This is a genomic window from Streptomyces doebereineriae, from assembly GCF_031845645.1.
In the GTDB taxonomy this organism is placed as follows: Bacteria; Actinomycetota; Actinomycetes; order Streptomycetales; family Streptomycetaceae; genus Streptomyces; species Streptomyces canus.
This window is the reverse complement of sequence record NZ_JAVREZ010000009.1, coordinates 282,158-305,329: the sequence shown is the minus strand read 5'-3', so window position 1 is coordinate 305,329 and position 23,172 is coordinate 282,158. Positions and strand designations below refer to the sequence as shown.

Here is a 23,172-nt window from a genome sequence, read left to right as displayed (position 1 = left end):
CCCTACAACCCGTCACGCCGGGACCAGCCTTGCCCAGGGACTACCCCACCGCCGTACACTGGCCGGGGAGCGCTGGCACTCGGACGGACAGAGTGCCAGGCGAGGCGCCAAGGGAACGACTTCTGGAGGTGTGCGCGATGCTGAGTGAACGCAGGCTCCAGGTGCTGCGCGCCATCGTCCAGGACTATGTCGGCACCGAGGAGCCGGTCGGGTCGAAGGCCCTGACCGAGCGGCACAACCTCGGCGTCTCCCCGGCGACCGTCCGCAACGACATGGCGGCCCTGGAGGACGAGGGGTTCATCGCCCAGCCGCACACCAGTGCCGGGCGGATCCCGACCGACAAGGGCTATCGGCTGTTCGTCGACAAGCTGGCGGGCGTCAAGCCGATGACCGCGCCGGAGCGGCGCGCCATCCAGAACTTCCTCGACGGCGCGGTCGACCTCGACGACGTCGTGGCCAGGACCGTGCGGCTGCTCGCGCAGCTGACCCGGCAGGTCGCCGTCGTGCAGTACCCGTCCCTGACCCGCTCGACCGTGCGGCATGTGGAACTGCTCTCGCTCGCCCCCGCGCGCGTGATGCTCGTGCTGATCACGGACACCGGCCGGGTCGAGCAGCGCATGGTCGACTGCCCGGCGCCCTTCGGGGAGGCCTCGCTGGCCGATCTGCGGGCCCGGCTCAACAGCAGGGTCGCGGGGCGGCGGTTCGCCGATGTGCCGCGACTGGTCGAGGACCTGCCCGAAGGCTTCGACGTCGAGGACAGGGGTACGGTCACGACAGTGCTCTCCACTCTCCTGGAGACACTCGTCGAGGAGAACGAGGAGCGGCTGATGATCGGCGGCACCGCCAATCTCACCCGCTTCGGACATGACTTTCCCCTCACCATCCGGCCCGTCCTGGAGGCTCTGGAGGAGCAGGTCGTCCTCCTCAAACTCCTTGGCGAGGCGGGGGATTCGGGCATGACCGTACGCATCGGTCACGAGAACGCCTACGAGGGACTCAACTCCACTTCAGTGGTGTCGGTCGGCTACGGTTCGGGCAACGAGGCAGTCGCCAAGCTCGGCGTGGTCGGACCGACCCGCATGGATTACCCGGGAACGATGGGAGCGGTACGCGCAGTGGCACGGTACGTCGGACAGATCCTGGCGGAGTCGTAAGTGGCCACGGACTACTACGCCGTTCTCGGCGTGCGCCGCGACGCGTCGCAGGATGAGATCAAGAAGGCGTTCCGTCGGCTCGCACGCGAGCTGCACCCGGACGTCAACCCGGATCCGAAGACCCAGGAGCGGTTCAAGGAGATCAACGCCGCCTACGAGGTGTTGTCGGACCCGCAGAAGAAGCAGGTCTACGACCTCGGTGGCGACCCGCTCTCGCAGGCCGGCGGCGGTGGCGCGGGCGGCTTCGGGGCCGGTGGGTTCGGGAACTTCTCGGACATCATGGACGCGTTCTTCGGTACGGCGTCGCAGCGGGGTCCGCGCTCGCGCACCCGGCGCGGCCAGGACGCGATGATCCGTCTCGAGATCGAGCTCGACGAGGCGGCCTTCGGCACCACGAAGGACATCCAGGTCGACACGGCGATCGTCTGCACCACCTGCAGCGGTGAGGGCGCGGCGCCGGGGACCTCCGCTCAGACGTGTGACATGTGCCGCGGTCGCGGTGAGGTGTCGCAGGTGACGCGGTCCTTCCTGGGCCAGGTCATGACGTCCCGGCCGTGCCCGCAGTGCCAGGGCTTCGGCACCGTGGTCCCGACCCCGTGCCCGGAGTGCGCCGGCGACGGCCGGGTCCGCTCGCGCCGCACGCTGACCGTGAAGATCCCGGCCGGTGTGGACAACGGCACGCGGATCCAGCTCGCGGGTGAGGGCGAGGTCGGTCCCGGTGGCGGTCCCGCCGGTGACCTCTACGTCGAGATCCACGAACTCCCGCACTCGCAGTTCCAGCGGCGCGGCGACGATCTGCACTGCACGGTCACGCTCCCGATGACGGCGGCGTCGCTCGGCACGAAGGTGCCGCTGGAGACGCTGGACGGCATGGAGGAGGTCGACATTCGGCCCGGTACCCAGTCCGGCCAGTCGATCCCGCTGCACAGCCGGGGCGTCACCCACCTGCGCGGCGGCGGCCGGGGCGACCTCATCGTCCACGTCGAGGTCCAGACCCCGAGCAAGCTGGACCCCGAGCAGGAGCGCCTGCTGCGCGAGCTGGCGAAGCTGCGCGGCGAGGAACGGCCCACGGGGCAGTTCCAGCCCGGGCAGCAGGGGCTGTTCTCCCGGTTGAAGGATGCGTTCAACGGCCGTACGTGAGCTGTGGGACGACTGCCGGGGGTCCGGGGGTCGTCCCCCGGGCAGACACAGTCAGCCGGGGCAGCAGGGGCTGTTCTCCCGGTTGAAGGACGCGTTCAACGGTCGTACGTGAGCTGTCGAAGGCCCGATTCGGACTTGTTCGGAGGACGTGACAACATGCCGTCATGTCCTCCGCGCTGACCGGTCTCTTCCGTCATCCGATCGTGCAGGCCCCCATGGCGGGCGGCGTCTCCGTGCCGCGGCTCGCCGCCGCCGTGTCCGAGGCGGGCGGGCTCGGGTTCCTCGCAGCCGGGTACAAGACGGCCGACGGGCTGTACCAGGAGATCAAGCAGCTGCGCGGGCTGACCGGGCTGCCCTTCGGGGTCAACCTGTTCATGCCGCAACCCGAGTATGCCGACCCGGCGGCCGTCGAGGTCTACGCCCATCAGCTCGCCGGCGAGGCCACCTGGTACGAGACCGAGCTGGGCGACCCCGACAGCGGCCGGGACGACGGGTACGACGCCAAACTCGCCGTACTCCTCGACAACCCCGTGCCGGCGGCCTCCTTCCACTTCGGCATCCCGAGCAGCGAGACCCTGGAGTCGCTGCGCCGCGCCGGCACCTTCACCCTCGTCACCGCGACCACCCCCGAAGAGGCCCTCGCCGTGCAGTACGCGGGCGCCGACGCCGTCATCGCGCAGGGCGTGGAGGCCGGCGGGCACCAGGGCACCCACCGGGACCTCCCCGAGCAGGACGGCTCCGGTCTCGGACTCCTCTCCCTCGTCGCCCAGATCCGGGAGACGGTGACCATCCCGATCGTCGCCGCCGGCGGCATCATGCGCGGCAGCCAGATCGCCGCCGTCCTCGCCGCGGGCGCGAGCGCGGCCCAGCTCGGCACGGCGTTCCTCGCCACACACGAGTCCGGCGCCCACGACGTGCACAAGCAGGCGCTGACCAACCCCCTGTACGTCCGCACCGAGTTGACCCGCGCCTTCTCCGGCAGACCGGCTCGTGGCCTGGTCAACCGTTTCCTGCGCGAGCACGGACCGTACGCGCCCGCCGCCTACCCCGAGGTCCACCACCTCACCGCCCCGCTCAGGAAGGCCGCCGCCAAGGCCAAGGACCCGCAGGGCATGGCGCTGTGGGCGGGCCAGGGGCACCGGATGGCACGCGAGCTGCCCGCGGGGCAGCTGGTGGAGATACTCGCCGCCGAACTCGACGCGGTCAGGACAGCGTTGTCAGGCACGGGGGACCCGCGATGACCGCACCGGTGTTCGTGGTCGAGCACTTCGACACGGGCGGCGGCGGACGCTACGTCCTCGACGGCGCCGAAGGCCGCCACGCCGTCTCCGTGAAGCGGCTCCAGCCCGGCGAGGACGTCATCCTCACCGACGGGGCCGGGCGCTGGGCCGACTGTGTCGTGCTCGGCACCGAGGGCAAGGACCGGCTGATCGTCCAGCTGGACTCGGTGGCCGAGGAACCTCAGGCCCAGCCCCGTATCACCGTCGTCCAGGCCCTCCCCAAGGGCGACCGCGGTGAACTCGCCGTCGAGACCATGACCGAAGTCGGCGTCGACGCCGTCGTGCCCTGGCAGGCGGCCCGCTGCATCACCCAGTGGAAGGGCGACCGGGGCCTGAAGGCGCTCGCCAAGTGGCGGGCCACCGCCCGCGAGGCCGGCAAGCAGTCCCGCCGGGTCCGCTTCCCGGAGGTCGCGGACGCTGCGACGACCAAACAGGTTGCCGCACTTCTCGCCAAAGCCGACTTCGCCGCCGTGCTCCACTCCGACTTCGACCGCGGCAGCGAGCCGCTGGCCACCGCCGAACTCCCCGACGAGGGTGAGATCGTGCTGGTCGTCGGCCCCGAAGGAGGCGTCGCCAAGGACGAGTTGGCGCTCTTCGAGGAGGCCGGCGCGCGTGCCTACGTCCTCGGGCCCACCGTGCTGCGTACCTCGACCGCCGGAACCGCGGCGACCGCACTGCTCCTCGGCCGCACCGGCCGCTGGTCCTGACCCCCCTGGAAGGACGGCTGTGGAACTCGCCCAAGTACGCCTGCTCGTCACCGACTTCGCCGCCTGCTACCGCTTCTACGCCGAGGTCCTAGGCCTCAAGCCCCAGTCGGGGGCGAAGGGCGGGCCGTACGAGAAGTTCAGCCCCGCCACCGGCTCGGCGGGCATCGCCCTGCAGGACCGGTCGATGATGGCGGCGGTCCTCGGCGAACTGGGCGACACGGCCACCGGCCACCGCTCCCTGGTCGTGCTCCGCGTCGACGCCCTGGACACCTACTGCGAGCAGATCGCGTCCCGCGGTGCCACCCTGCTGCACGGCCCGTCCCCGATGACGGACCGGATGCGCGTCGCCCACCTCAAGGACCCGGAGGGCAACCTGGTGGAGCTGCAGGAGTGGCTGCTGCTGCGCGCCTGAGCACCGCGTCGAACAGGTCCCAGCCGTCCAACTCGGCTGCACTGGCCAGGAGTCCGCGGTCCGTCGCCTCGTCGATCCCCCTCGCTCGTCCTCGACCGGCGCGCAGGTGGCCGTATGCGCCCTACCGTCCCGGGCGGGACAGTGGCAGGCTGCCCTCCATGGTGGCGTTGAGACGGAACTGGCGTCGGCCGCGCGGGGTGCGAGTAGCGGGTGTGATCGGGGTTGCCGTGCTGGCCGTGGGCGGGGTCGCCGCGTGTGATCCGACCGGCGTGGTCAGCTCCGCGACCGTGTCGTACACCACCGACCAGCTGGTCACCAAGGAGCTGAACCGGCAGAAGGCCGACGTGAGTTGGCTGACCTGCACGGCCTCGTACGACAACGGCGACCGGACACCGAGTTCCAGCGTGAACACCGTCGCCACCGTCGACTGCGACGGCAAGACACGGGACGGCAAGGACATCACCGTCAAGGGCAAGGTGACCCGGACCGTCAGCGGCGCGTGTGTGCGCGGAGACCTCACCGCCACCGTCGGCGGCAAGCAGTGGTTCCACGTGGAGGGGCTCGGCGACTGCAATGCCACTCCCACCCCGCCGGTCAACAACCCGCGACAGCCCGGTCCGACCGTCACCGTGACCGTCACGAAGACGATCTGGTGCCAGAACGACCCCCAGTGCTGGCCCGACGGCAAGTGATCGAAACCTCTGTGCACGGGGACCGCCCGTGCATAGGGTGATCGGGTGACACAGCCTGCGACGTCTGCATATCTCCGGTTTCCGCATCTGCAGGGCGAGCTGGTGGCCTTCACCGCCGAGGACGACGTGTGGATCGCGCCGCTCGACGGTGGGCGCGCCTGGCGGGTCAGCGCGGACAACGTGCCGGTCACCCATCCCCGTATCTCGCCCGACGGCACCACCGTCGCCTGGACCTCCGCCCGCGACGGCGCCCCCGAGGTGCACATAGCCCCGGTCGACGGCGGACCCTCCAGGAGGCTGACCCACTGGGGCAGTGCACGCACCCAGGTGCGCGGCTGGACCCCGGACGGCGAGGTCCTCGCGATCACCACCCACGGCCAGGCCAGCCTGCGCCGCAGCTGGGCACACACCGTCCCGCTCGACGGCGGCCCCGGCACCACCCTGCCGTACGGGCCCGTCGGCCAGGTCGCGTACGGACCGGCGACCGTGATCCTCTCCGCGCCCATGGGCCGGGAGGCGGCCTGGTGGAAGCGGTACCGGGGCGGTACGGCGGGCAAGCTGTGGATCGATCCCGAGGGCGACGGCGAATTCGTACGCCTGCATGAGGAGTTGGACGGAAACCTGGAGTACCCCGTGTGGGCGGGCGACCGGATCGCCTTCCTCTCGGACCACGAGGGCACCGGGGCCGTCCACTCCTCCCTCGCCGACGGCTCCGACCTGCGACGGCACACCCCCCTCGACGGCTACTACGCCCGGCACGCGGCAGGCGACGGCACCCGGGTCGTCTACACCTCGGCCGGCGAGCTGTGGATCCTCGACGACCTCGACGGCGCCGAACCGCGCCGCCTGGAGGTCCGGCTCGGCGGACAGCGTGCCGACCGGCAGCCGTTCCCGGTGGACGCCTCCCGCTGGTTCGGCTCGGCCGCCCCCGACCACACCGCGCGCGGCAGCGCGGTCGCGGTGCGCGGGGCCGTCCACTGGGTCACCCACCGCTCGGGGCCGGCCCGCGCGCTCGCCGCCGAACCCGGCGTCCGGGCCCGGCTGCCGCGCACCTTCCGCACGGAGGGCGAGGAGTGGGTGGTGTGGGTGACGGACGCGGAGGGCGACGACGCCCTGGAGTTCGCGCCCGCCACCGGCCTCGCTCCCGGCGCCACTCCGCGCCGCCTCGCCGCGGGACAGCTCGGCCGCGTCCTGGGTCTCGCCATGGCCCCCGACGGCAGCCGGGCCGCGGTCGCCGCGCACGACGGCCGCGTGCTGCTCGTCGAGCGGGAGACCGGCGAGGTCCGCGAGGTCGACCGCAGCGAGGACGGCGACGTACGGGGGCTGACCTTCTCGCCCGACTCGGCCTGGCTCGCCTGGTCGCACCCCGGCCCCGCCCCGCTCTGCCAGCTCCGCCTCGCCAACACCACCGACCTGTCGGTCACCGAGGCGACCCCGCTGCGCTTCCAGGACTACGCCCCCGCCTTCACCCTCGACGGCAAGCACCTGGCCTTCCTGTCCAACCGCTCCTTCGACCCGGTCTACGACGAGCACGTCTTCGACCTCGCCTTCGTGGTCGGCGACCGCCCGCACCTGATCACGCTGGCCGCGACCACCCCCTCCCCGTTCGGCCCGCAGCGTCACGGCCGCCCCTTCGAGGCCCCCGACAAGGACGAGACCCCCGACAGCGAGGGCACCCCGGCCACCCGTATCGACCTCGAGGGCCTCGCCGACCGGATCGTGCCCTTCCCGGTGGAGGCCGGCCGCTACTCCAACCTCCGCGCGGCCAAGGACGGCGTGCTGTGGCTGCGCCACCCCGTCCAGGGCGTCCTCGGCTCCTCCCGGGCCACCCCGGACGACCCCGACCCCAAGACCGACCTCCAGCGCTACGACCTCGCCCAGCAGCGCCTCGAGCATCTCGCCGCCGATGCCGACCACTTCGCCGTCAGCGGCGACGGCAAGCGGGTCCTGCTGTGGACCGACGGCCGCCTGAAGGTCGTACCGAGCGACCGCCGTGCCTCGAACGACGACGACAGTGACACGAACATCAGCGTCGACCTCGGCCGCATCCGCCAGACCGTCGACCCGTCGGCCGAGTGGCGCCAGATGTACGCGGAGACCGGCCGCATCATGCGCGACCACTTCTGGCGTCCGGACATGAGCGGTGTCGACTGGAACGGCGTGCTCGACCGCTACCGGCCCGTCCTGGACCGGCTGGCCACCCACGACGACCTCGTCGACCTCCTCTGGGAGGTGCACGGCGAACTCGGCACCTCCCACGCCTACGTCACCCCCCGCGGCGGCCACGGCCACGGCCCCCGCCAGGGTCTGCTCGGCGCCGACATCACCCGCCACGAGGACGGCCCCCAGGGGGCGGCACAGTGGCGCATCGACCGCATCCTGCCGACCGAGACCTCCGACCCCGACGCCCGCTCCCCGCTCGCCGCACCCGGCGTCGCGGTCCGCGCCGGGGACGCGATCGTCGCGGTCGGCGGCCACCCGGTCGACCCGGTCACGGGCCCCGGCCCGCTCCTGGTCGGCACGGCGGGCAAACCGACCGAGCTCACCATCTCCCCGTCCGGCGGCGGCGAGCTGCGGCACGCGGTCGTCGTACCGATCTCCGACGAGGAACCCCTGCGCTACCACGCCTGGGTCGCCGACCGCCGCGCCTACGTCCACGAGAAGTCCGCCGGGCGGCTGGGGTATTTGCACGTCCCGGACATGCAGGCCCCGGGCTGGGCCCAGATCCACCGCGACCTGCGGGTCGAGGTGGCCCGCGAGGGGCTCGTGGTCGACGTCCGGGAGAACCGCGGCGGCCACACCTCCCAGCTGGTCGTCGAGAAGCTGGCCCGCCGGATCGTCGGCTGGGCGCTGCCGCGCGGCATGCGCGCCTACAGCTACCCGAGGGACGCGCCGCGCGGTCCTGTCGTGGCGGTGGCGAACGAGTTCTCGGGCTCCGACGGCGACATCGTCAACGCGGCGATCAAGGCGCTGGGCATCGGCCCGGTGGTGGGAACGCGCACATGGGGTGGGGTCATCGGCATCGACAGCCGCTACCGCCTGGTCGACGGCACGCTGATCACCCAGCCCAAGTACGCGTTCTGGCTGGAGGGTTACGAGTGGGGTGTGGAGAACCACGGAGTGGACCCGGACGTGGAGGTCGTGCAGCGGCCGCAGGACTACGCGGCCGGCAGGGACGCGCAGCTGGACGAGGCGGTGCGGATCGCTCTGGAGGCACTGGAGAGCAGTCCTGCCAAGATTCCGCCGACTCTGCCTGACTAAGATGCCCCCGAGATCCGAGGCGAAAGGAACACCATGCCAGGGGAACCCCAGGGCGACTGCCTGTTCTGCAAGATCGTCGAAGGCCACATCCCGGCGACGATCATCCGGGAGACGGACACCACCGTCGCCTTCCGGGACATCAACCCCCAGGCTCCCACCCACGTCCTGGTGATCCCCAAGGCCCACTACGAGACCGCCGCGGTGCTCGCCGCCGCCGCGCCCGAGCTCGCCGCCGACGTCCTTCGCGAGACCCAGGCCGTCGCCGACGACGAGAAGCTGGAGAGCTACCGCACGGTCTTCAACACCGGCAGCGGCGCCGGCCAGACCGTCTGGCACGCCCACGCCCACGTGATCGGCGGCCGCGGCCTGCACTGGCCGCCCGGATAACCCACCGTGTCCGTACGTGAACTGGTCGTCCTCGGCACAGCCAGCCAGGTCCCCACAAGGCACCGCAACCACAACGGCTACCTGCTGCGGTGGGACGGCGAGGGCATCCTCTTCGACCCCGGCGAGGGCACCCAGCGTCAGATGCTGCGCGCCGGGGTCGCCGCCCACGACCTCAACCGGATCTGTGTCACCCACTTCCACGGCGACCACTCCCTCGGCCTCGCGGGCGTGATCCAGCGCATCAACCTCGACCGGGTCCCGCACGAGGTCACCGCCCACTACCCGAAGTCGGGGCAGCGCTTCTTCGAGCGGCTGCGGTACGCGACGGCGTACCGGGAGACCGTCCGGCTCACCGAGGCACCGGTCGCCGAGGACGGGGTCGTCGCGCGCACCGGCGGCTACACCCTCCGGGCCCGCAAGCTCTCCCATCCCGTCGAGTCCTACGGCTATCTCCTCGCGGAAGCCGACGGCCGCCGCATGCTCCCGGACCGCCTCGCCGCGCACGGCATCAAGGGGCCCGACGTCGGCCGGATCCAGAGGGAAGGCTCCCTGAACGGCGTCTCCCTCGACGACGTCAGCGAGAACCGCCGGGGCCAGCGGTTCGCGTTCGTCATGGACACCCGCCTCTGCGACGGCGTCCACGCCCTCGCGGACGGCTGCGACCTGCTTGTCATCGAGTCGACCTTCCTGGACGAGGACGAGCAACTCGCCGTGGAGCACGGCCACCTGACCGCCGGTCAGGCCGCGAGGGTCGCCCGCGACGCCGGCGTACGGCATCTCGTGCTCACGCACTTCAGTCAGCGGTACTCCGAACCGGAGGAGTTCGAGCGGCAGGCGCGGGCGGCCGGCTACCAGGGCGAGCTGACCGTGGCCCACGACCTCCTGCGGGTCCCGGTTCCGAAACGGCGATAAAGCAGCCGTACGATGCTTTGATGTCCCTCCCCAAAGCTGAACTGCACCTGCACATCGAAGGCACCCTGGAGCCGGAGCTGGCTTTCGAGCTGGCCGCGCGCAACGGCGTCGAGCTGCCGTACGCCGACACGGACGCGCTCCGAAAGGCGTACCGGTTCGAGGACCTCCAGTCCTTTCTGAACCTGTACTACGAGCTCATGGCCGTCCTGCGCACCGAGCGGGACTTCGAGGACCTGGCGAACGCCTATCTCGCCCGGGCCGCAGCACAGGGGGTGCGGCACGCGGAGATCTTCTTCGACCCGCAGGCGCACATCGCGCGGGGCGTGGAGATGGGGACGGTCGTCGAGGGGCTGTGGCGGGCGCTGGCCCGCAGCGAGGACGTGCACGGCGTCTCCACGCAGCTGATCATGTGCTTCCTGCGGGACGAGTCCGCGCAGTCCGCTCTCGAGACCCTCGAGGCCGCCAAGCCGTATCTCGACCGGATCGTCGGTGTGGGGCTCGACTCCGCCGAGGTGGGGCATCCTCCGGTGAAGTTCCGCGAGGTGTACGAGGCCGCGGCGGCGCTGGGGCTGCGGCGGGTGGCGCACGCCGGGGAGGAGGGGCCGCCGGAGTACATCGTCGAGGCGCTGGACGTGCTCGGGGTGGAGCGGATCGACCATGGACTGCGGTGCATGGAGTCTCCGGAGCTGGTCGCGCGGCTGGTACGGGACCGGGTTCCGCTGACCTTGTGTCCGTTGTCCAACGTGCGGCTCCGTACGGTCGATGTGCTCGCCGACCATCCGTTGCCGGCGATGCTGGACGCCGGGTTGCTCTGCACGGTGAACTCCGACGACCCGGCGTACTTCGGGGGGTATGCGGGGGACAACTTCGACGCGGTGCACTCGGCGCTGGGCCTGGGCGAGGAACGGTTGCGGGAGCTGGCCCGCAACTCCTTCCTCGCGTCCTTCCTGGAGCACGATGAGGAGCTGCGGGCTCGGTACCTTGCGGAAGTTGACGCGTACGAGTTCTCCCCGCGCCCCTGAAGGCAACTATGCGGCCGTTGCTTTGTCGTACGCCTGGGTCTCCACCGGGATTTCCACCACCGGCAGCGTGCGCCTGCCCGCGCCCATTGCCACCGCCGTCATCGGTACGGCGATCAGCAGCAGGCCGACGGCCAGGACCGTGCCCATCGCCGGGAAGCCGGCCCGCGTGGCCAGCAGGCTGCCGGTCAGCGGGCCCGCTGCCGTGCCCAGCGAGGATGCCGAGCCGACCAGGACCGCCCAGCGGCCGCGGGGGTCCAGGGAGGCAGCCAGGCCGATGACGTACGACAGGACGATCGGGTAGAGCGTGTTCCACGCGATCTCGCCGGACGCGAAGGACGTCAGGTCGGTCGCGGAGGCGCTGAGGGTGATGCAGGCGGCGATGAGGACGGTGCCGCCGCCGATGGGGAGCGCGCGGCCGAGGCGTGGGCCCAGGGCGCCCGCGCCGACGACGCCCAGCAGGCCCGCGCCGAGGGCGATCGCGAAGACCGCGCCGACCGTCGCCTCGGAGAGGTGGGCCTGGGTGAGGCCGATGCGGCCGCTGACGCCCCAGAGGGCGTTCTGGGCGAGGGACCAGCAGAGCAGAGTGCCGGCGAGGAGGAGGCCAGCACGGAGGTGGGGGAGCGGGGCGCGCGTCTCCCGGCTTCGGATGGGGGCGGTGGCCAGGGGGAGACGGCCCGTCAGGGGCCAGACCGCCAGCGCGGTGAGGGCGATCGCGGCCAAGGGCTGGCCGTGCCCCGGGCCCAGGTGGGGGACGGTCAGGTAGACGGCGCCCGCCAGTGCGGAGACACCGAGGAGGCCGACCGTGGTGGTGCGGTGCGGGTCCGGCTGGGCGGCGATGCCGGTGGCGGCCACCGCCGTCGACGTACCGGATCCGAAGCCGCCGATCAGCGCGCCCATGACGACGGCCGGGACGGCGTGGGCGAGGGCGGCGCCGCCGTAGCCGAGGACGGCGAGGGTGAGGCCGATGCGGGCGAGGGTGCGGGGGCCGGCACGGTCGACGCGGGAGGCGAGCAGGAAGCCTGCCGCCGCCGAACTCAGCAGCAGCGCGCTGCCGACCGCACCCGCCTCGGTGGCGGTGAGCGGAAGCCCCGAGTCGAGCCTGCCGACGGTGGTCGGGAGGAGGTAGGGGGCGAGGTACCCGGCCGTGAAAAGGGCAACGAGGGGCCAGGGCAAGGTGGTGCGGGCGAACACGGGCGTTCCCAGGGCATGCGAAAGAAGCGGCTCAAGAAGGGGGTTGGCGCAGGCCGTCGACGGACAGGAACGCGCGAAGAATTTGTATCAAGCACGCGGTTGCGGAAAAAGCCCAGGCTGCGTGATGTGGATCACGTTCCGTTTGGGGTGAGGGAAGCCGGGTAGACGAGCGCCCCCCAATGCCCGCCTAACGCCAACTGGGGGCGCCGCTCGCACCCGGCGCCGTCGCCTCGATCTTGCCTCTGATCTCGCGCATCACCGCGATGATCTGCTGCTCGTGTTCCGCCGTCAGACGGGCTACCGGGACCGAACAGCTGATGGCGTCCTGCGCGGGGGAGTCGTAGCGCAGACAGAACCCGAAGCCGACGATGCCGAGGACACCTTCCTCGCGGTCGATCGAGTAGCCGCGCGCGCGGACCTCGGCGAGGTCGGCCAGCAGGGACTCGCGGGTGGTGTGGGAGTTCGGGGTGAGTGCCTCGTACGGTCCCCCGGGGAGCCTCTCGTCGGGCCACTCGGCCAGCAGCGCCTTGCCCAGCGCGCCGACGTGCGCGGGCAGCCGGCGGCCCACCCTGCTGATCGTCCGCAGGTATTCGTGCGACTCACGCGTCGCCAGATAGGCCACGTCCCGGCCGTCGAGCCGGCCCATGTGGATCGTCTCGCCCAGCGCCTGGGACGCCTCGTCCAGATACGGCCGTACGACCCGCACGCGCGGGTCGGAGTCCAGATAGCTGGTGCCGGTGAGCAGGGCGTGGATGCCGATGCCGTAGAGCGAGCCGGTGACGTCGGTGCGGACCCAGCCGCGCGAGATCAGGGTCTGGAGCAGCGCGTACATCGAACTGCGCGGCACCGCCAGCGCGTCCGCGAGCTCCTGGAGCCGTGCCGGGCGGTCGCCGCGCGCGGCCAGCAGTTCGAGGAGTTCGACCGTGCGGGCCGCCGACTTCACCTCGCGGACGCCACCTGTCTCTGACATGCGCCGATGGTAATCGGCCTGTCGAACTCCGCGCCGGACCCATTGACGGACGGGATTCGCGTATCTAACCTTCATCTTCATACGTAGATATTGTCTACATGGGGAGATGACCGAGGGTGACCCTCGACCCGGACACGGCCCGACGCCTGCGGGACGGCATGGCACGCGGCGTGCTGTCGTTCCCGCTCACGAGCTTCCACGACGACGGCACCCTCGACCCGGACGGCTTCCGCGCCCACGTCGCCGCCCAGATCGCCACCGGCCCCGGCGCGCTCTTCCCTGCCTGCGGCACCGGTGAGTTCTTCTCGCTGGACGAGGACGAGTACCGGCAGGTCGTCACCATCGCGGTCGAGGAGGCCGGCGGCCGGCTGCCCGTCGTCGCCGGAACCGGCTACGGCTGGGCGCAGGCCGTTCGGTTCGCCCGGATCGCCGAGGAGGCGGGCGCGGACGCGCTGCTGGTCCTCCCGCACTACCTGGTCGCCGCCCCGCAGGACGGGCTGGTCGCGCAGCTGGAGCACATCGCGGCGCGGACGCGGCTGCCGCTCATCGCCTATCAGCGCGGTCAGGTCGCCTTCGGCGTGGACGCGTTCAGGCGGGTCGCCGAGATCCCCGGTGTCATCGGCCTCAAGGACGGACACAGCGACCTCGACCGGCTCCAGCGCCTCACGCTCGCCGCCCCCGAGGGCTTCCTGTTCTTCAATGGCGCCTCCACCGCCGAGATCCAGGCCCGCGCCTACGCCACCGTCGGCGTCCCCGCCTACTCCTCGGCCGTCCACGCCTTCGCCCCCGAGATCGCGAACGCCTTCTTCACCGCCCTGCGCGACGGCGACGACGGCACGGTCGGGAAACTGCTGCGCGACTTCTACGTTCCGCTCGTCGAACTCCGCGACCGTGTGCCCGGATATGCCGTCTCGCTGGTGAAGGCGGCGGCACGACTGCGGGGGCGTCCGGTCGGACCTGTGCGCGCGCCGCTCACCGATCCGTCGGCCGCCGACCTGGCGGACCTCGAGCGGCTGTTGGCCTCCGGACTCGACCTCGTAGGAGCCGACCTGTGAACCTCACGATCACCGACGTCCGCCTCACACCGATCCTCGTCGCCGATCCGCCCCTGCTGAACACGCAGGGCGTCCACCAGCCGTACACGCCCCGGCTGATCGTCGAGGTCGAGACCGCCGACGGGGTCACGGGTGTCGGGGAGACGTACGGCGACACCAAGTACCTGGAGCTGGCGCGGCCGTTCGCTTCGAAGCTGATCGGACGTCAAGTAGGTGACCTGAACGGACTGTTCACCGTCGCGGATCAGATGGCCGTCGATTCCTCCCGGGTCTCCGGACAGGTCGACGTCGGCGGGCTGCGAGGCGTGCAGACGGCCGACAAGCTGCGGTTGTCCGTGGTCTCCGGGTTCGAGGTCGCCTGCCTCGACGCGCTGGGCAAGGCCCTCGGGCTGCCGGTGCACGCGCTGCTCGGGGGCAAGCTGCGCGACGCGGTCGAGTACAGCGCGTACCTGTTCTACAAGTGGGCCTCGCATCCCGAGGGCGTCGTCTCCGAGAAGGACGACTGGGGGGCGGCCGTCGACCCCGCGGGGGTGGTGGAGCAGGCCCGGTTGTTCACGGAGCGCTATGGCTTCAAGTCCTTCAAGCTCAAGGGCGGGGTTTTCCCGCCGGACGAGGAGATCGCGGCGGTCAGGGCGCTGGCCGAGGCGTTTCCCGGGCACCCGTTGCGGCTCGACCCCAACGGGGCCTGGAGCGTGTCGACTTCGCTGAAGGTGGCCGCGGAGCTCGGCGATGTCCTGGAGTATCTGGAGGATCCCGCGCTGGGGACGGCGGCCATGGCCGAGGTCTCCGCCGGGACCGATGTCCCGCTGGCCACCAACATGTGTGTGACGACCTTCGCGGAGATCAAGGAGGCGTTCGCCCGGGACGCGGTCCAGGTGGTGCTCTCGGACCACCACTACTGGGGCGGGTTGCGGAACACCCAGCAACTCGCCGCGATCTGCCGGACGTTCGGGGTGGGAGTGTCCATGCACTCCAACACACATCTGGGGATCTCGCTCGCCGCGATGACGCATGTCGCGTCCACCGTGCCCAACCTTCACCACGCCTGTGACTCGCACTATCCGTGGCAGTCGGAGGACGTGCTCAGCGAGCGCCTGACGTTCGAGGACGGGGCCGTGAAGGTCTCCGACGCGCCCGGCCTCGGCGTCGAACTCGACCGGGAGAAGCTGGAGTTCCTGCATCGGCGGTGGCTCGATGACGACGGCTCGCTGCGGGAGCGGGACGACGCCGCGGCCATGCGGGTGGCCGAGCCGGGGTGGGTCACGCCGGGTGTGCCCCGCTGGTAGCGCTGGAGGGGCCTGGCCTGGACGTACGGTCCCTCTCGCCGGGGGGCATGAGGAGCGGATCCGGACGCGGACGGAGACGACCCCGGCGGTCATCGCCGCCCCCGGGGCCCCTGGAGCCCCTGGGGCCACACCCGGCGCGGACCGGACGGCGCGCCCGGGACCTGCGACGGCCTGACGCGGCGGGTGGGTCGCAGGTGAGCGCCGACGCGTTGTCGGCAGTGTGGTGCAGACTGGCCTGATCCGCACCACGTCCAGGGAGCGCACCGTGATCGCGTCCAACGCGTCCACCGGAAAGGGACCGTCGCACTTCGGAGGGACCGGGCACGGCCAGGCCCGGGTCGACCCTCTCGCAGCCCTGCGGGTACCCGGCGATCCCCCCTGGGACGTCTATCTCACCGGCACCGTGTTCCTCGACATCATCTTCACCGGGCTCGACTCCGCCCCGGTGCGCGGGACCGAGTCCTGGGCACGCGGGATGGGGTCGAGCCCCGGCGGCGTGGCGAACATGGCCACGGCCCTGGCCCGGCTCGGGCTGCGCACCTCACTGGCCGCGGCCTTCGGCGACGACCACTACGGCGAGTACTGCTGGGACGCCCTCGAGCAGGGCGAGGGCATCGACCTCTCCCCGTCCCGCACGGTCCCCGGCTGGCACTCCCCGGTCACCGTGTCGATGGCGTACGAGGGCGAGCGCACCATGGTCTCCCACGGCCACGAGCCGCCCCCGGAGGCCGTGCTCATCCAAGAGGGAGCGCCCGACCGCCCCCCACGCGCGCGTGCGGCGGTGGCGTCGCTCGAGCCGGGGAAGCGTGCCCCCTGGATCGCTCAGGCGGCACAGGAGGGCACCTGCATCTTCGCCGACGTCGGCTGGGACGAGACCGGGGCGTGGGACCTGGCGGGCCTCGCCGACCTCGAACACTGCGAGGCCTTCCTGCCGAACGCGCAGGAGGCGATGCGCTACACCGGCGCCACCTGCCCCCGGGAGGCCGCGCACGCGCTCACCGAACATGTACCGCTCGCCGTGGTCACCCTCGGCGCGGAGGGCGCGTACGCCGTGGACCGGCGTACCGGGGAGACCGCCGAGGTCCCGGCGATCGAGGTCGAGGCGCTCGACCCGACCGGCGCCGGGGACGTCTTCGTGGCCGGCTTCGTCACCGGCACCCTCGCGGGCTGGCCGCTGGCGGACCGCCTGGCCTTCGCCGGCCTGACCGCCGCGCTCTCCGTCCAGGAGTTCGGCGGCTCCCTGTCCGCGCCGGGCTGGTCCGAGATCGGCGCCTGGTGGCGCAAGGTCCAGTCCGTCGCCTCCCAGGACCCGACCGCCCTGCGCCGGTACGCCTTCCTGGCGGACCTGGTCCCGGAGGAGGAGTCCCCGGGCTGGCCCCTGCGACGGGCGGTCCCGACGATCGGATTCGGCCGGTCGGCCTGAGGGCGGGGGGCCGACATGGGAGACGAGCCAACTGTCCAACTGCCCGCTGAGGAGGGCATGCGTCCTTGCGACTTCTGTGGACAGCCGGTGGTCGTGGACTCGGTCGACGAGTACGACTGCCCGGTTTGCGGGGATCCTGAGCCTCGGTGATTCATGCCGAGCCGACAGGGGCCGGGTATCGCCGCTGGTCGGCCCGTCTCCGTGGCTCGTCGAGGAAATCGGCTCGTCAGTGCTGCGGGAGGTCGGGGTCGGGTGGTGTTGCGGCGGGGTGGCCTGTCTCCGCGGCGCGTCGGGGGCGCTCGGGGGTGGGCGAGGTCAGGCCCGGGGGCGTCACTGCTGGTCGACGTCTCTCCGTGGCTCGTCGAGGACGCCGGCCCGTCGGCGCCGTGGGAGGCAGGAGCCTGGCGGTGCTGCGGCTGGGTCGTCCGTCCCCCGTGCTCGTCGAGGGGGCGGGTTCGGGGGTGACGGAGGTGGCCGGACCTGTCCCTGCGGCTCGTCGAGGGCTCGGTTCGTCAGCGCTGTGGGAGGTCGGGGGTCGAACCCTGTCGCCGCTGGGCAGTCCGCCTCCGTGGCGCGTCGAGACGTTTGGCCGGTCAGTGTCCGCCCGCCCGCTCCAGCACCGTCACCACCTGCTCCCGGACCACCTCGCGGGCCGCGGCGGGCAGCGCCCCGATCGTCGTACCGCTCAACGCGTCGAGCACGCTGTCGGCGCCCGCGTCGCAGGGCGCACTCTCGCTCAGGAACTCGTAGCCGTCGCGGACGGCGACGCGCAGGACCGGGCGGTCGTCCGCGTGGACGGCCGTCGCGACGACCAGGGGCGGCGGCCCACCCGGGGCCTCGGCCACCTTGCGGTAGCCGCTGACGAGCGGATCGCGCCAGTGCAGGCTCAGCAGCAGCGGCTTCTTGGCGAGCAGCTCGGCGAGGTCGATCTCGAACGGCCCCTCCGCCGCCAGCACCTGCGCGCGGGCGTCCAGGACGAGCGCCGCGGGCAGCAGACAGCGCAGGGTGCTGCCGACGATGTTCCCGCCGACCGTGGCGGCCCGGCGCACGGCCCCGGTGCCGATGCCGGCCGCGGCCCGGTGCAGCACCTCCGGCACCCCCTCGTCGATCCGGTGCAGCAGGACCGCCGCCCCCACCTCCCCGGCCCCCAGAACGTTCGCCTCCGGCACCTCGCGCAGCGACACGGCCTGCTCGGGAAAGCCGTCGCGTTGCCAGGCGGCCCACACCAGCGTGGCACCGCCGACGGGTATCGCCCCGTCGGTCAGACACTCCTGTGCCTCCGGCAGGGACGTGGGCAGACGCAGCAGCACGGTCTTCCTTCTTCGAACAGTCGAGGTCGTCGAACACGCATGGCAGTGAGCGCATTCTTTCCGGGGGCCCGGGGGAGCATGCAGGGCTCACCGCTGCATTCAGGGCGCCCTGACCCTCGAAAAGCCCTACGGCGTTGTCAGTGCACCGTCGTACCCTTGAAACCGCGAGGCCGCCTTCCACTGCGCGGCCATGACGAGGAGGAACCGCAGGCGTTGAGCGCCGGCCCATGACTCAGACACCCACAGGTCACAGCCCCGCGCAGGGGCAGGCGAGAGCACAGTTCACGGTCCCCGCCCAGCACCCCATGGTCACGGTCCTGGGATCCGGCGACTCCCTCCTGCGCGTGATCGAGAAGGCCTTCCCGGCGGCCGACATCCATGTCCGGGGCAACGAGATCAGCGCGACAGGCGAGGCGGCGGACGTCGCCCTCGTCCAGCGCCTGTTCGACGAGATGATGCTGGTGCTCCGCACCGGACAGCCGATGACGGAGGACGCAGTGGAACGCTCGATCGCCATGCTGCGAGCGAGCGAGAACGGGACGAGCGACGGCCTGGAGACCCCGGCCGAAGTGCTCACACAGAACATCCTGTCCTCGCGCGGCCGCACCATCCGCCCCAAGACCCTCAACCAGAAGCGGTACGTCGACGCGATCGACAAGCACACGATCGTGTTCGGCATCGGCCCCGCCGGTACCGGCAAGACCTACCTCGCCATGGCCAAGGCGGTGCAGGCCCTGCAGTCCAAGCAGGTCAACCGCATCATCCTGACCCGCCCCGCGGTCGAGGCGGGAGAGCGGCTGGGCTTCCTGCCCGGCACCCTCTACGAGAAGATCGACCCGTACCTGCGCCCGCTGTACGACGCCCTGCACGACATGCTGGACCCGGACTCGATCCCGAAGCTGATGGCTTCGGGGACGATCGAGGTGGCGCCGCTGGCGTACATGCGGGGTAGAACCCTGAATGATGCTTTTATCATCCTGGACGAGGCCCAGAACACGAGCCCCGAGCAGATGAAGATGTTCCTCACCCGTCTCGGCTTCGACTCGAAGATCGTGATCACGGGTGATGTGACGCAGGTCGACCTGCCCACCGGCACCAAGTCGGGTCTGCGTCAGGTCCAGGACATCCTGGAGGGCCTCGACGACGTGCACTTCTCGCGCCTGTCGTCCCAGGACGTCGTACGGCACCGGCTGGTCGGCCGTATCGTCGACGCGTACGAGAAGTACGACAACGAGAACGGTACGGAGAACGGCACCCACAAGGGCGGCCGGAACAAGCGGAAGTAGACAAGCCAGCACCATGTCGATCGACGTCAACAACGAGTCCGGAACCGAGGTCGACGAGCAGGCGATCCTCGACATCGCCCGCTACGCGCTCGCGCGGATGCGCATCCACCCGCTCTCCGAGCTCTCGGTGATCGTCGTGGACACCGACGCCATGGAGCAGCTGCACATCCAGTGGATGGACCTGCCGGGGCCCACCGACGTCATGTCCTTCCCGATGGACGAGCTCAGGCCGCCCAGCAAGGACGACGACGAGCCCCCGCAGGGCCTCCTCGGCGACATCGTGCTGTGTCCCGAGGTCGCCAAGCGGCAGGGCGAGGAGGCCGAGACGCAGCACTCCATGGACGAGGAGCTCCAACTCCTCACCGTCCACGGCGTGCTGCACCTTCTCGGGTACGACCACGAGGAGCCGGACGAGAAGGCCGAGATGTTCGGCCTGCAGGCGGCCATCGTGGACGGGTGGCGGCAGGAGAAGGGGCTCACCGGCCCGTCCCCCGCGCCGACCGTCTCATGAGCCTGCCCCTCGTCTCCGGTGCGATCGCCCTGGTCGTCGTCGCCTGGCTCGCCGCCTGCGCGGAGGCGGGCCTCGCGCGCGTCTCCAGCTTCCGCGCCGAGGAAGCCGTACGCAACGGCCGGCGCGGCAGCGCCAAGCTCGCGCAGATCGCCGCCGACCCGACCCGCTATCTCAACGTGGCGCTGCTGGTGCGCGTCGCGTGCGAGATGGCGGCGGCCGCCCTGGTCACCTATGCCTGTCTCCAGGAGTTCCCCGGCACCACCCGCGCCCTGCTCGTCGCGATCGGGGTCATGGTGCTCGTGTCGTACGTCGCCGTCGGCGTCTCCCCGCGCACCATCGGGCGTCAGCACCCGCTCAACACGGCGACCGCGGCGGCGTACATCCTGCTCCCGCTGGCCCGGATCATGGGGCCGATCCCGTCGTTGCTGATTCTCATCGGCAACGCGCTCACCCCCGGCAAGGGCTTCCGCCGCGGCCCCTTCGCCTCCGAGGCGGAGCTGCGCGCGCTGGTCGACCTCGCCGAGAAGGAGTCGCTGATCGAGGACGAGGAGCGCCGGATGGTGCACTCGGTCTTCGAGCTGGGCGACACGCTGGTGCGGGAGGTCATGGTCCCGCGGACCGATCTCGTCGTCATCGAGCGCTACAAGACCATCCGCCAGGCGCTGACCCTCGCTCTGCGCTCGGGCTTCTCGCGGATCCCCGTGTCCGGGGAGAGCGAGGACGACATCGTCGGGATCGTGTATCTGAAGGACCTGGTCCGCAAGACGCACATCAGCCGGGACGCCGAGTCCGAGCTGGTCTCCACCGCCATGCGGCCCGCGGCCTTCGTGCCCGACACCAAGAACGCCGGCGACCTGCTGCGCGAGATGCAGCAGGACCGCAACCACGTCGCCGTCGTCATCGACGAGTACGGCGGCACGGCCGGCATCGTCACGATCGAGGACATCCTCGAGGAGATCGTCGGCGAGATCACCGACGAGTACGACCGCGAGCTGCCGCCGGTGGAGGATCTCGGCGACGACCGCCACCGGGTCACCGCCCGCCTCGACATCACCGACCTGGGCGAGCTGTACGGGCTCGACGAGTACGACGACGAGGACGTGGAGACCGTCGGCGGGCTCCTGGCGAAGGCGCTGGGCCGTGTGCCCATCGCCGGGGCCTCCGCCGCCGTCGAACTTCCGGACGGCCGGCAGCTCCGCCTGACCGCGGAGGCCGCGGCCGGACGCCGGAACAAGATCGTGACGGTTCTGGTGGAGCCGGTGGGCGCGGCCGGAGCGGCCGAAGAGGAGAAGGAGTCCGAGTGACCCCTCAGGAACTGCGCGCCCTCTGCCTCTCCTTCAACGCGGTGGTGGAGGACTTCCCGTTCAACCCCGAGACCTCGGTCTTCAAGGTGCTGGGCAAGCTCTTCGCCCTGACGAACCTGGACGCGCGGCCCCTGAAGGTCAACCTCAAGTGCGACCCGGAGGACGCGATCCGGCTGCGTGCCGACCATCCCGGGCTGATCGCCCCCGGCTACCACATGAACAAGCGCCACTGGAACACCGTCACCGTCGACGGCGAACTCCCGGACCGTCTGGTCCGGGAGCTCGTCGAGGACTCGTACGACCTGGTCGTGGCCGGTCTACCGCGCGCCGACCGGCTTCGCCTCGACCGCCCCTGAGCGCACCCGCAGTCCCGTCGCGACCAGCACCGCCGCCGCCAGGACGATCACCGTGTCCAGGGCGAGGACCGTGTGGACGCCGGAGAGCAGGTCGTCCGAGGTGGTGGCGAGGACGCCCAGCAGCGGGATGCCCACGGTGATGCCGACCTGCTGGGTGGAGGTGACCAGGCCGGTGGCCAGGCCCTGCTCCTCGTCCGGGACGCCGGAGGTCACGGTGATGCCGTACGAGATGATCGCGCCGAGGTGGCACATGCTGGCCAGGGAGACGGCGGCCGTGGCGAGCCAGACGGACCAGCTCCCGGTGCCCAGGCCCAGCAGGGCGGCGATCAGGGTGCCCTGGCCGACGAGCGAGCCGACCAGCGTGCGGCGCGGGCCGAAGCGGCCGATGACCCTGGGGGCGTAGGTGCCGGCGACCGCCGACAGGACGCCCTGGACGCCGAAGACCAGGCCGGTCTCGAAGGCCGACAGGTGCAGGACCTCCTGGAGGTAGAGGGTCAGCACGAAGACGACGGTCGACATCATCGAGAAGGTGACCAGACCGCCGATGTTGCCCCACGCCACCGTGCGGCGGCGCAGCATGGGGAGGGACACCAGGGGTGTTTCGGTACGGGACTCGATCGTCACGAAGGCGGCCAGGAGCAGGATGCCCGCGACCAGGGTGGTGAGGACGTCGGTGCGGGCGAAGCCGTGGTCGGCGGCGGTCGAGAGGGCGTAGATCAGGGAGAGCAGGCCGCCGGTGACCGTGATCGCGCCGGGTACGTCGAGGCGGGGGCGGTCCGAAGTGCGGGACTCGGGGAGCAGGCCGGGGGCCAGCGGGAGCACGATCAGGGCGAACAGGGAGAGCAGGCCCATCGTGGAGCGCCAGCCGAAGGTGTCGGTCAGGGTGCCGCCGGCCACCATGCCGATGGTGAAGCCGAGCGAGAGCAGGGTGCCGGAGATGCCCAGGGCCCGGTCGCGGGCGGGACCCTCGGGGAAGGTCGTGGTCAGCAGGGACATGCCGGTCGGCACGATCGCCGCCGCGCCGAGGCCCTGCAGGGCACGTCCGGCGAGGAAGGACGCCGGGTCCCACGCGAAGGTCGCCAGCAGGGAGGCGGCGCCGAACAGGGCGAGCCCTGCGAGGAAGAGTTTTCTACGGCCGTACAGGTCGCCGATCCGGCCGAACAAGAGAAGGAAGCCGCCGGACGGCAGCGCGAATGCCGTGACCGCCCACTGCAGGGCGGAGGGGCTCATGCCGAGGTCCGTGCCGAGGACGGGCAGGGCGACGTTCAGGACGGAGAAGTCCAGCGCGACCATGAACTGGGCGGCGCACAGGACGAACAGGACGAGCTTGTCGCGCGTCGACAGCCGGGGGGTGTCGAGCGAATCGGGGACGGGCTTTGTGGTGTCGATCGCCATGGGCAAGAGCCTGCGCGCGTCGGAATAGCCGTGGGGAGCGGCAAGTTGTGCTGGTGGTGGCACCACCAGGCAACAACGAGGGGGATGCGTTCGTGCCCGAGGTCGTACCCAAGAGCGA

General features: G+C 71.4%; 21 protein-coding genes. 17 read left to right on the top strand and 4 right to left on the bottom strand.

Annotated elements, in window-relative coordinates:
* Nucleotides 1–137 precede the first annotated feature (137 nt).
* The 10 genes from hrcA (at nucleotide 138) to RNB18_RS26555 (ending at nucleotide 10,967) form a co-directional block, all read left to right on the top strand.
* Complete coding sequence (gene hrcA, locus RNB18_RS26600; RefSeq protein WP_057615852.1) at nucleotides 138–1,154, top strand: heat-inducible transcriptional repressor HrcA; 1,017 nt, start codon at nucleotides 138–140, stop codon at nucleotides 1,152–1,154.
* Nucleotides 1,155–2,294, top strand: coding sequence for a molecular chaperone DnaJ (gene dnaJ / locus RNB18_RS26595; protein ID WP_057615850.1), 1,140 nt, complete (start codon nucleotides 1,155–1,157; stop codon nucleotides 2,292–2,294). It abuts the gene before it with no gap.
* 164 nt (nucleotides 2,295–2,458) lie between these two features.
* Nucleotides 2,459–3,535, top strand: a complete 1,077-nt coding sequence (locus tag RNB18_RS26590; RefSeq protein ID WP_311716634.1) for a nitronate monooxygenase — start codon at nucleotides 2,459–2,461, stop codon at nucleotides 3,533–3,535.
* The gene (locus RNB18_RS26585; RefSeq protein WP_311716633.1) at nucleotides 3,532–4,281 is read left to right on the top strand and encodes a 16S rRNA (uracil(1498)-N(3))-methyltransferase; all 750 of its coding nucleotides are present in this window, start codon (nucleotides 3,532–3,534) and stop codon (nucleotides 4,279–4,281) included. Before RNB18_RS26590 ends, RNB18_RS26585 begins: the two co-directional genes overlap by 4 nt.
* A gap of 19 nt (nucleotides 4,282–4,300) precedes the next feature.
* Nucleotides 4,301–4,693: a VOC family protein gene (locus RNB18_RS26580; RefSeq protein ID WP_311716632.1), complete on the top strand. Its 393-nt coding sequence runs from the start codon at nucleotides 4,301–4,303 to the stop codon at nucleotides 4,691–4,693.
* A gap of 158 nt (nucleotides 4,694–4,851) precedes the next feature.
* Nucleotides 4,852–5,385 (top strand): hypothetical protein, encoded by a 534-nt coding sequence (locus RNB18_RS26575; protein WP_311716631.1) that lies wholly within the window; start codon nucleotides 4,852–4,854, stop codon nucleotides 5,383–5,385.
* Between the two features lie 45 nt (nucleotides 5,386–5,430).
* A complete protein-coding gene (locus tag RNB18_RS26570) occupies nucleotides 5,431–8,646 on the top strand; it encodes a S41 family peptidase (RefSeq protein WP_311716630.1) in 3,216 nt (1,071 codons plus the stop codon).
* Nucleotides 8,647–8,679: 33 nt separating this feature from the next.
* On the top strand, nucleotides 8,680–9,033 hold the full coding sequence (locus tag RNB18_RS26565) for a histidine triad nucleotide-binding protein (RefSeq protein ID WP_280857558.1): 354 nt from the start codon (nucleotides 8,680–8,682) through the stop codon (nucleotides 9,031–9,033).
* Nucleotides 9,034–9,039: 6 nt separating this feature from the next.
* Nucleotides 9,040–9,945, top strand: a complete 906-nt coding sequence (locus tag RNB18_RS26560; protein WP_311716629.1) for a ribonuclease Z — start codon at nucleotides 9,040–9,042, stop codon at nucleotides 9,943–9,945.
* 20 nt (nucleotides 9,946–9,965) lie between these two features.
* Nucleotides 9,966–10,967, top strand: coding sequence for an adenosine deaminase (locus tag RNB18_RS26555; protein WP_311716628.1), 1,002 nt, complete (start codon nucleotides 9,966–9,968; stop codon nucleotides 10,965–10,967).
* Nucleotides 10,968–10,973: 6 nt separating this feature from the next.
* On the opposite strand, the gene RNB18_RS26550 is transcribed toward RNB18_RS26555, so the two are convergent.
* Entirely contained in the window at nucleotides 10,974–12,158 is a 1,185-nt protein-coding gene (locus RNB18_RS26550; RefSeq protein ID WP_311716627.1) for an MFS transporter, read from the bottom strand.
* A 187-nt stretch (nucleotides 12,159–12,345) separates the two neighbouring features.
* Complete coding sequence (locus tag RNB18_RS26545; RefSeq protein WP_311716626.1) at nucleotides 12,346–13,128, bottom strand: IclR family transcriptional regulator; 783 nt, start codon at nucleotides 13,126–13,128, stop codon at nucleotides 12,346–12,348.
* Nucleotides 13,129–13,286: 158 nt separating this feature from the next.
* Between RNB18_RS26545 and RNB18_RS26540 the strand changes: the two genes are divergently transcribed.
* The 3 genes from RNB18_RS26540 (at nucleotide 13,287) to RNB18_RS26530 (ending at nucleotide 16,892) form a co-directional block, all read left to right on the top strand.
* Nucleotides 13,287–14,183 (top strand): 5-dehydro-4-deoxyglucarate dehydratase, encoded by an 897-nt coding sequence (locus tag RNB18_RS26540; RefSeq protein ID WP_394817672.1) that lies wholly within the window; start codon nucleotides 13,287–13,289, stop codon nucleotides 14,181–14,183.
* The gene (locus RNB18_RS26535) at nucleotides 14,180–15,469 is read left to right on the top strand and encodes a glucarate dehydratase family protein (RefSeq protein ID WP_311716624.1); all 1,290 of its coding nucleotides are present in this window, start codon (nucleotides 14,180–14,182) and stop codon (nucleotides 15,467–15,469) included. The genes RNB18_RS26540 and RNB18_RS26535 overlap by 4 nt, the downstream gene beginning before the upstream one ends.
* A gap of 265 nt (nucleotides 15,470–15,734) precedes the next feature.
* Nucleotides 15,735–16,892, top strand: coding sequence for a carbohydrate kinase family protein (locus RNB18_RS26530; RefSeq protein WP_311716623.1), 1,158 nt, complete (start codon nucleotides 15,735–15,737; stop codon nucleotides 16,890–16,892).
* A gap of 593 nt (nucleotides 16,893–17,485) precedes the next feature.
* Here the strand turns inward: RNB18_RS26530 and RNB18_RS26525 are convergent.
* Complete coding sequence (locus RNB18_RS26525; protein WP_311716622.1) at nucleotides 17,486–18,202, bottom strand: FAD binding domain-containing protein; 717 nt, start codon at nucleotides 18,200–18,202, stop codon at nucleotides 17,486–17,488.
* A gap of 227 nt (nucleotides 18,203–18,429) precedes the next feature.
* Between RNB18_RS26525 and RNB18_RS26520 the strand changes: the two genes are divergently transcribed.
* Genes RNB18_RS26520 through RNB18_RS26505 form a run of 4 tightly spaced genes read left to right on the top strand, consistent with a single transcriptional unit; the run spans nucleotide 18,430 to nucleotide 21,659 of the window.
* Complete coding sequence (locus RNB18_RS26520; protein WP_311716621.1) at nucleotides 18,430–19,488, top strand: PhoH family protein; 1,059 nt, start codon at nucleotides 18,430–18,432, stop codon at nucleotides 19,486–19,488.
* A 13-nt stretch (nucleotides 19,489–19,501) separates the two neighbouring features.
* Complete coding sequence (ybeY, locus tag RNB18_RS26515; RefSeq protein WP_007381932.1) at nucleotides 19,502–19,999, top strand: rRNA maturation RNase YbeY; 498 nt, start codon at nucleotides 19,502–19,504, stop codon at nucleotides 19,997–19,999.
* Nucleotides 19,996–21,303 carry a hemolysin family protein gene (locus RNB18_RS26510; RefSeq protein WP_311716620.1) on the top strand — a complete coding sequence of 436 codons (1,308 nt, stop codon included), beginning with the start codon at nucleotides 19,996–19,998 and terminating at the stop codon, nucleotides 21,301–21,303. The genes ybeY and RNB18_RS26510 overlap by 4 nt, the downstream gene beginning before the upstream one ends.
* Entirely contained in the window at nucleotides 21,300–21,659 is a 360-nt protein-coding gene (locus RNB18_RS26505) for an MmcQ/YjbR family DNA-binding protein (protein WP_266523279.1), read from the top strand. Before RNB18_RS26510 ends, RNB18_RS26505 begins: the two co-directional genes overlap by 4 nt.
* Here RNB18_RS26505 and RNB18_RS26500 read toward each other — a convergent pair.
* Nucleotides 21,621–23,054: an MFS transporter gene (locus RNB18_RS26500; RefSeq protein WP_311716619.1), complete on the bottom strand. Its 1,434-nt coding sequence runs from the start codon at nucleotides 23,052–23,054 to the stop codon at nucleotides 21,621–21,623. The genes RNB18_RS26505 and RNB18_RS26500 overlap by 39 nt on opposite strands.
* Nucleotides 23,055–23,172 lie beyond the last annotated feature (118 nt).

Excerpts from the sequence above, each read along its gene's own strand:
- hrcA (WP_057615852.1), top strand. The coding sequence starts at position 138 with ATGCTGAGTGAACGCAGGCTCCAGGTGCTGCGCGCCATCGTCCAGGAC.
- RNB18_RS26590 (WP_311716634.1), top strand. The coding sequence starts at position 2,459 with ATGTCCTCCGCGCTGACCGGTCTCTTCCGTCATCCGATCGTGCAGGCC.
- RNB18_RS26585 (WP_311716633.1), top strand. The coding sequence starts at position 3,532 with ATGACCGCACCGGTGTTCGTGGTCGAGCACTTCGACACGGGCGGCGGC.
- RNB18_RS26575 (WP_311716631.1), top strand. The coding sequence starts at position 4,852 with ATGGTGGCGTTGAGACGGAACTGGCGTCGGCCGCGCGGGGTGCGAGTA.
- RNB18_RS26565 (WP_280857558.1), top strand. The coding sequence starts at position 8,680 with ATGCCAGGGGAACCCCAGGGCGACTGCCTGTTCTGCAAGATCGTCGAA.
- RNB18_RS26555 (WP_311716628.1), top strand. The coding sequence starts at position 9,966 with ATGTCCCTCCCCAAAGCTGAACTGCACCTGCACATCGAAGGCACCCTG.
- RNB18_RS26545 (WP_311716626.1), bottom strand. The coding sequence starts at position 13,128 with ATGTCAGAGACAGGTGGCGTCCGCGAGGTGAAGTCGGCGGCCCGCACG.
- RNB18_RS26540 (WP_394817672.1), top strand. The coding sequence starts at position 13,287 with ATGGCACGCGGCGTGCTGTCGTTCCCGCTCACGAGCTTCCACGACGAC.
- RNB18_RS26520 (WP_311716621.1), top strand. The coding sequence starts at position 18,430 with ATGACTCAGACACCCACAGGTCACAGCCCCGCGCAGGGGCAGGCGAGA.
- ybeY (WP_007381932.1), top strand. The coding sequence starts at position 19,502 with ATGTCGATCGACGTCAACAACGAGTCCGGAACCGAGGTCGACGAGCAG.
- RNB18_RS26510 (WP_311716620.1), top strand. The coding sequence starts at position 19,996 with ATGAGCCTGCCCCTCGTCTCCGGTGCGATCGCCCTGGTCGTCGTCGCC.
- RNB18_RS26500 (WP_311716619.1), bottom strand. The coding sequence starts at position 23,054 with ATGGCGATCGACACCACAAAGCCCGTCCCCGATTCGCTCGACACCCCC.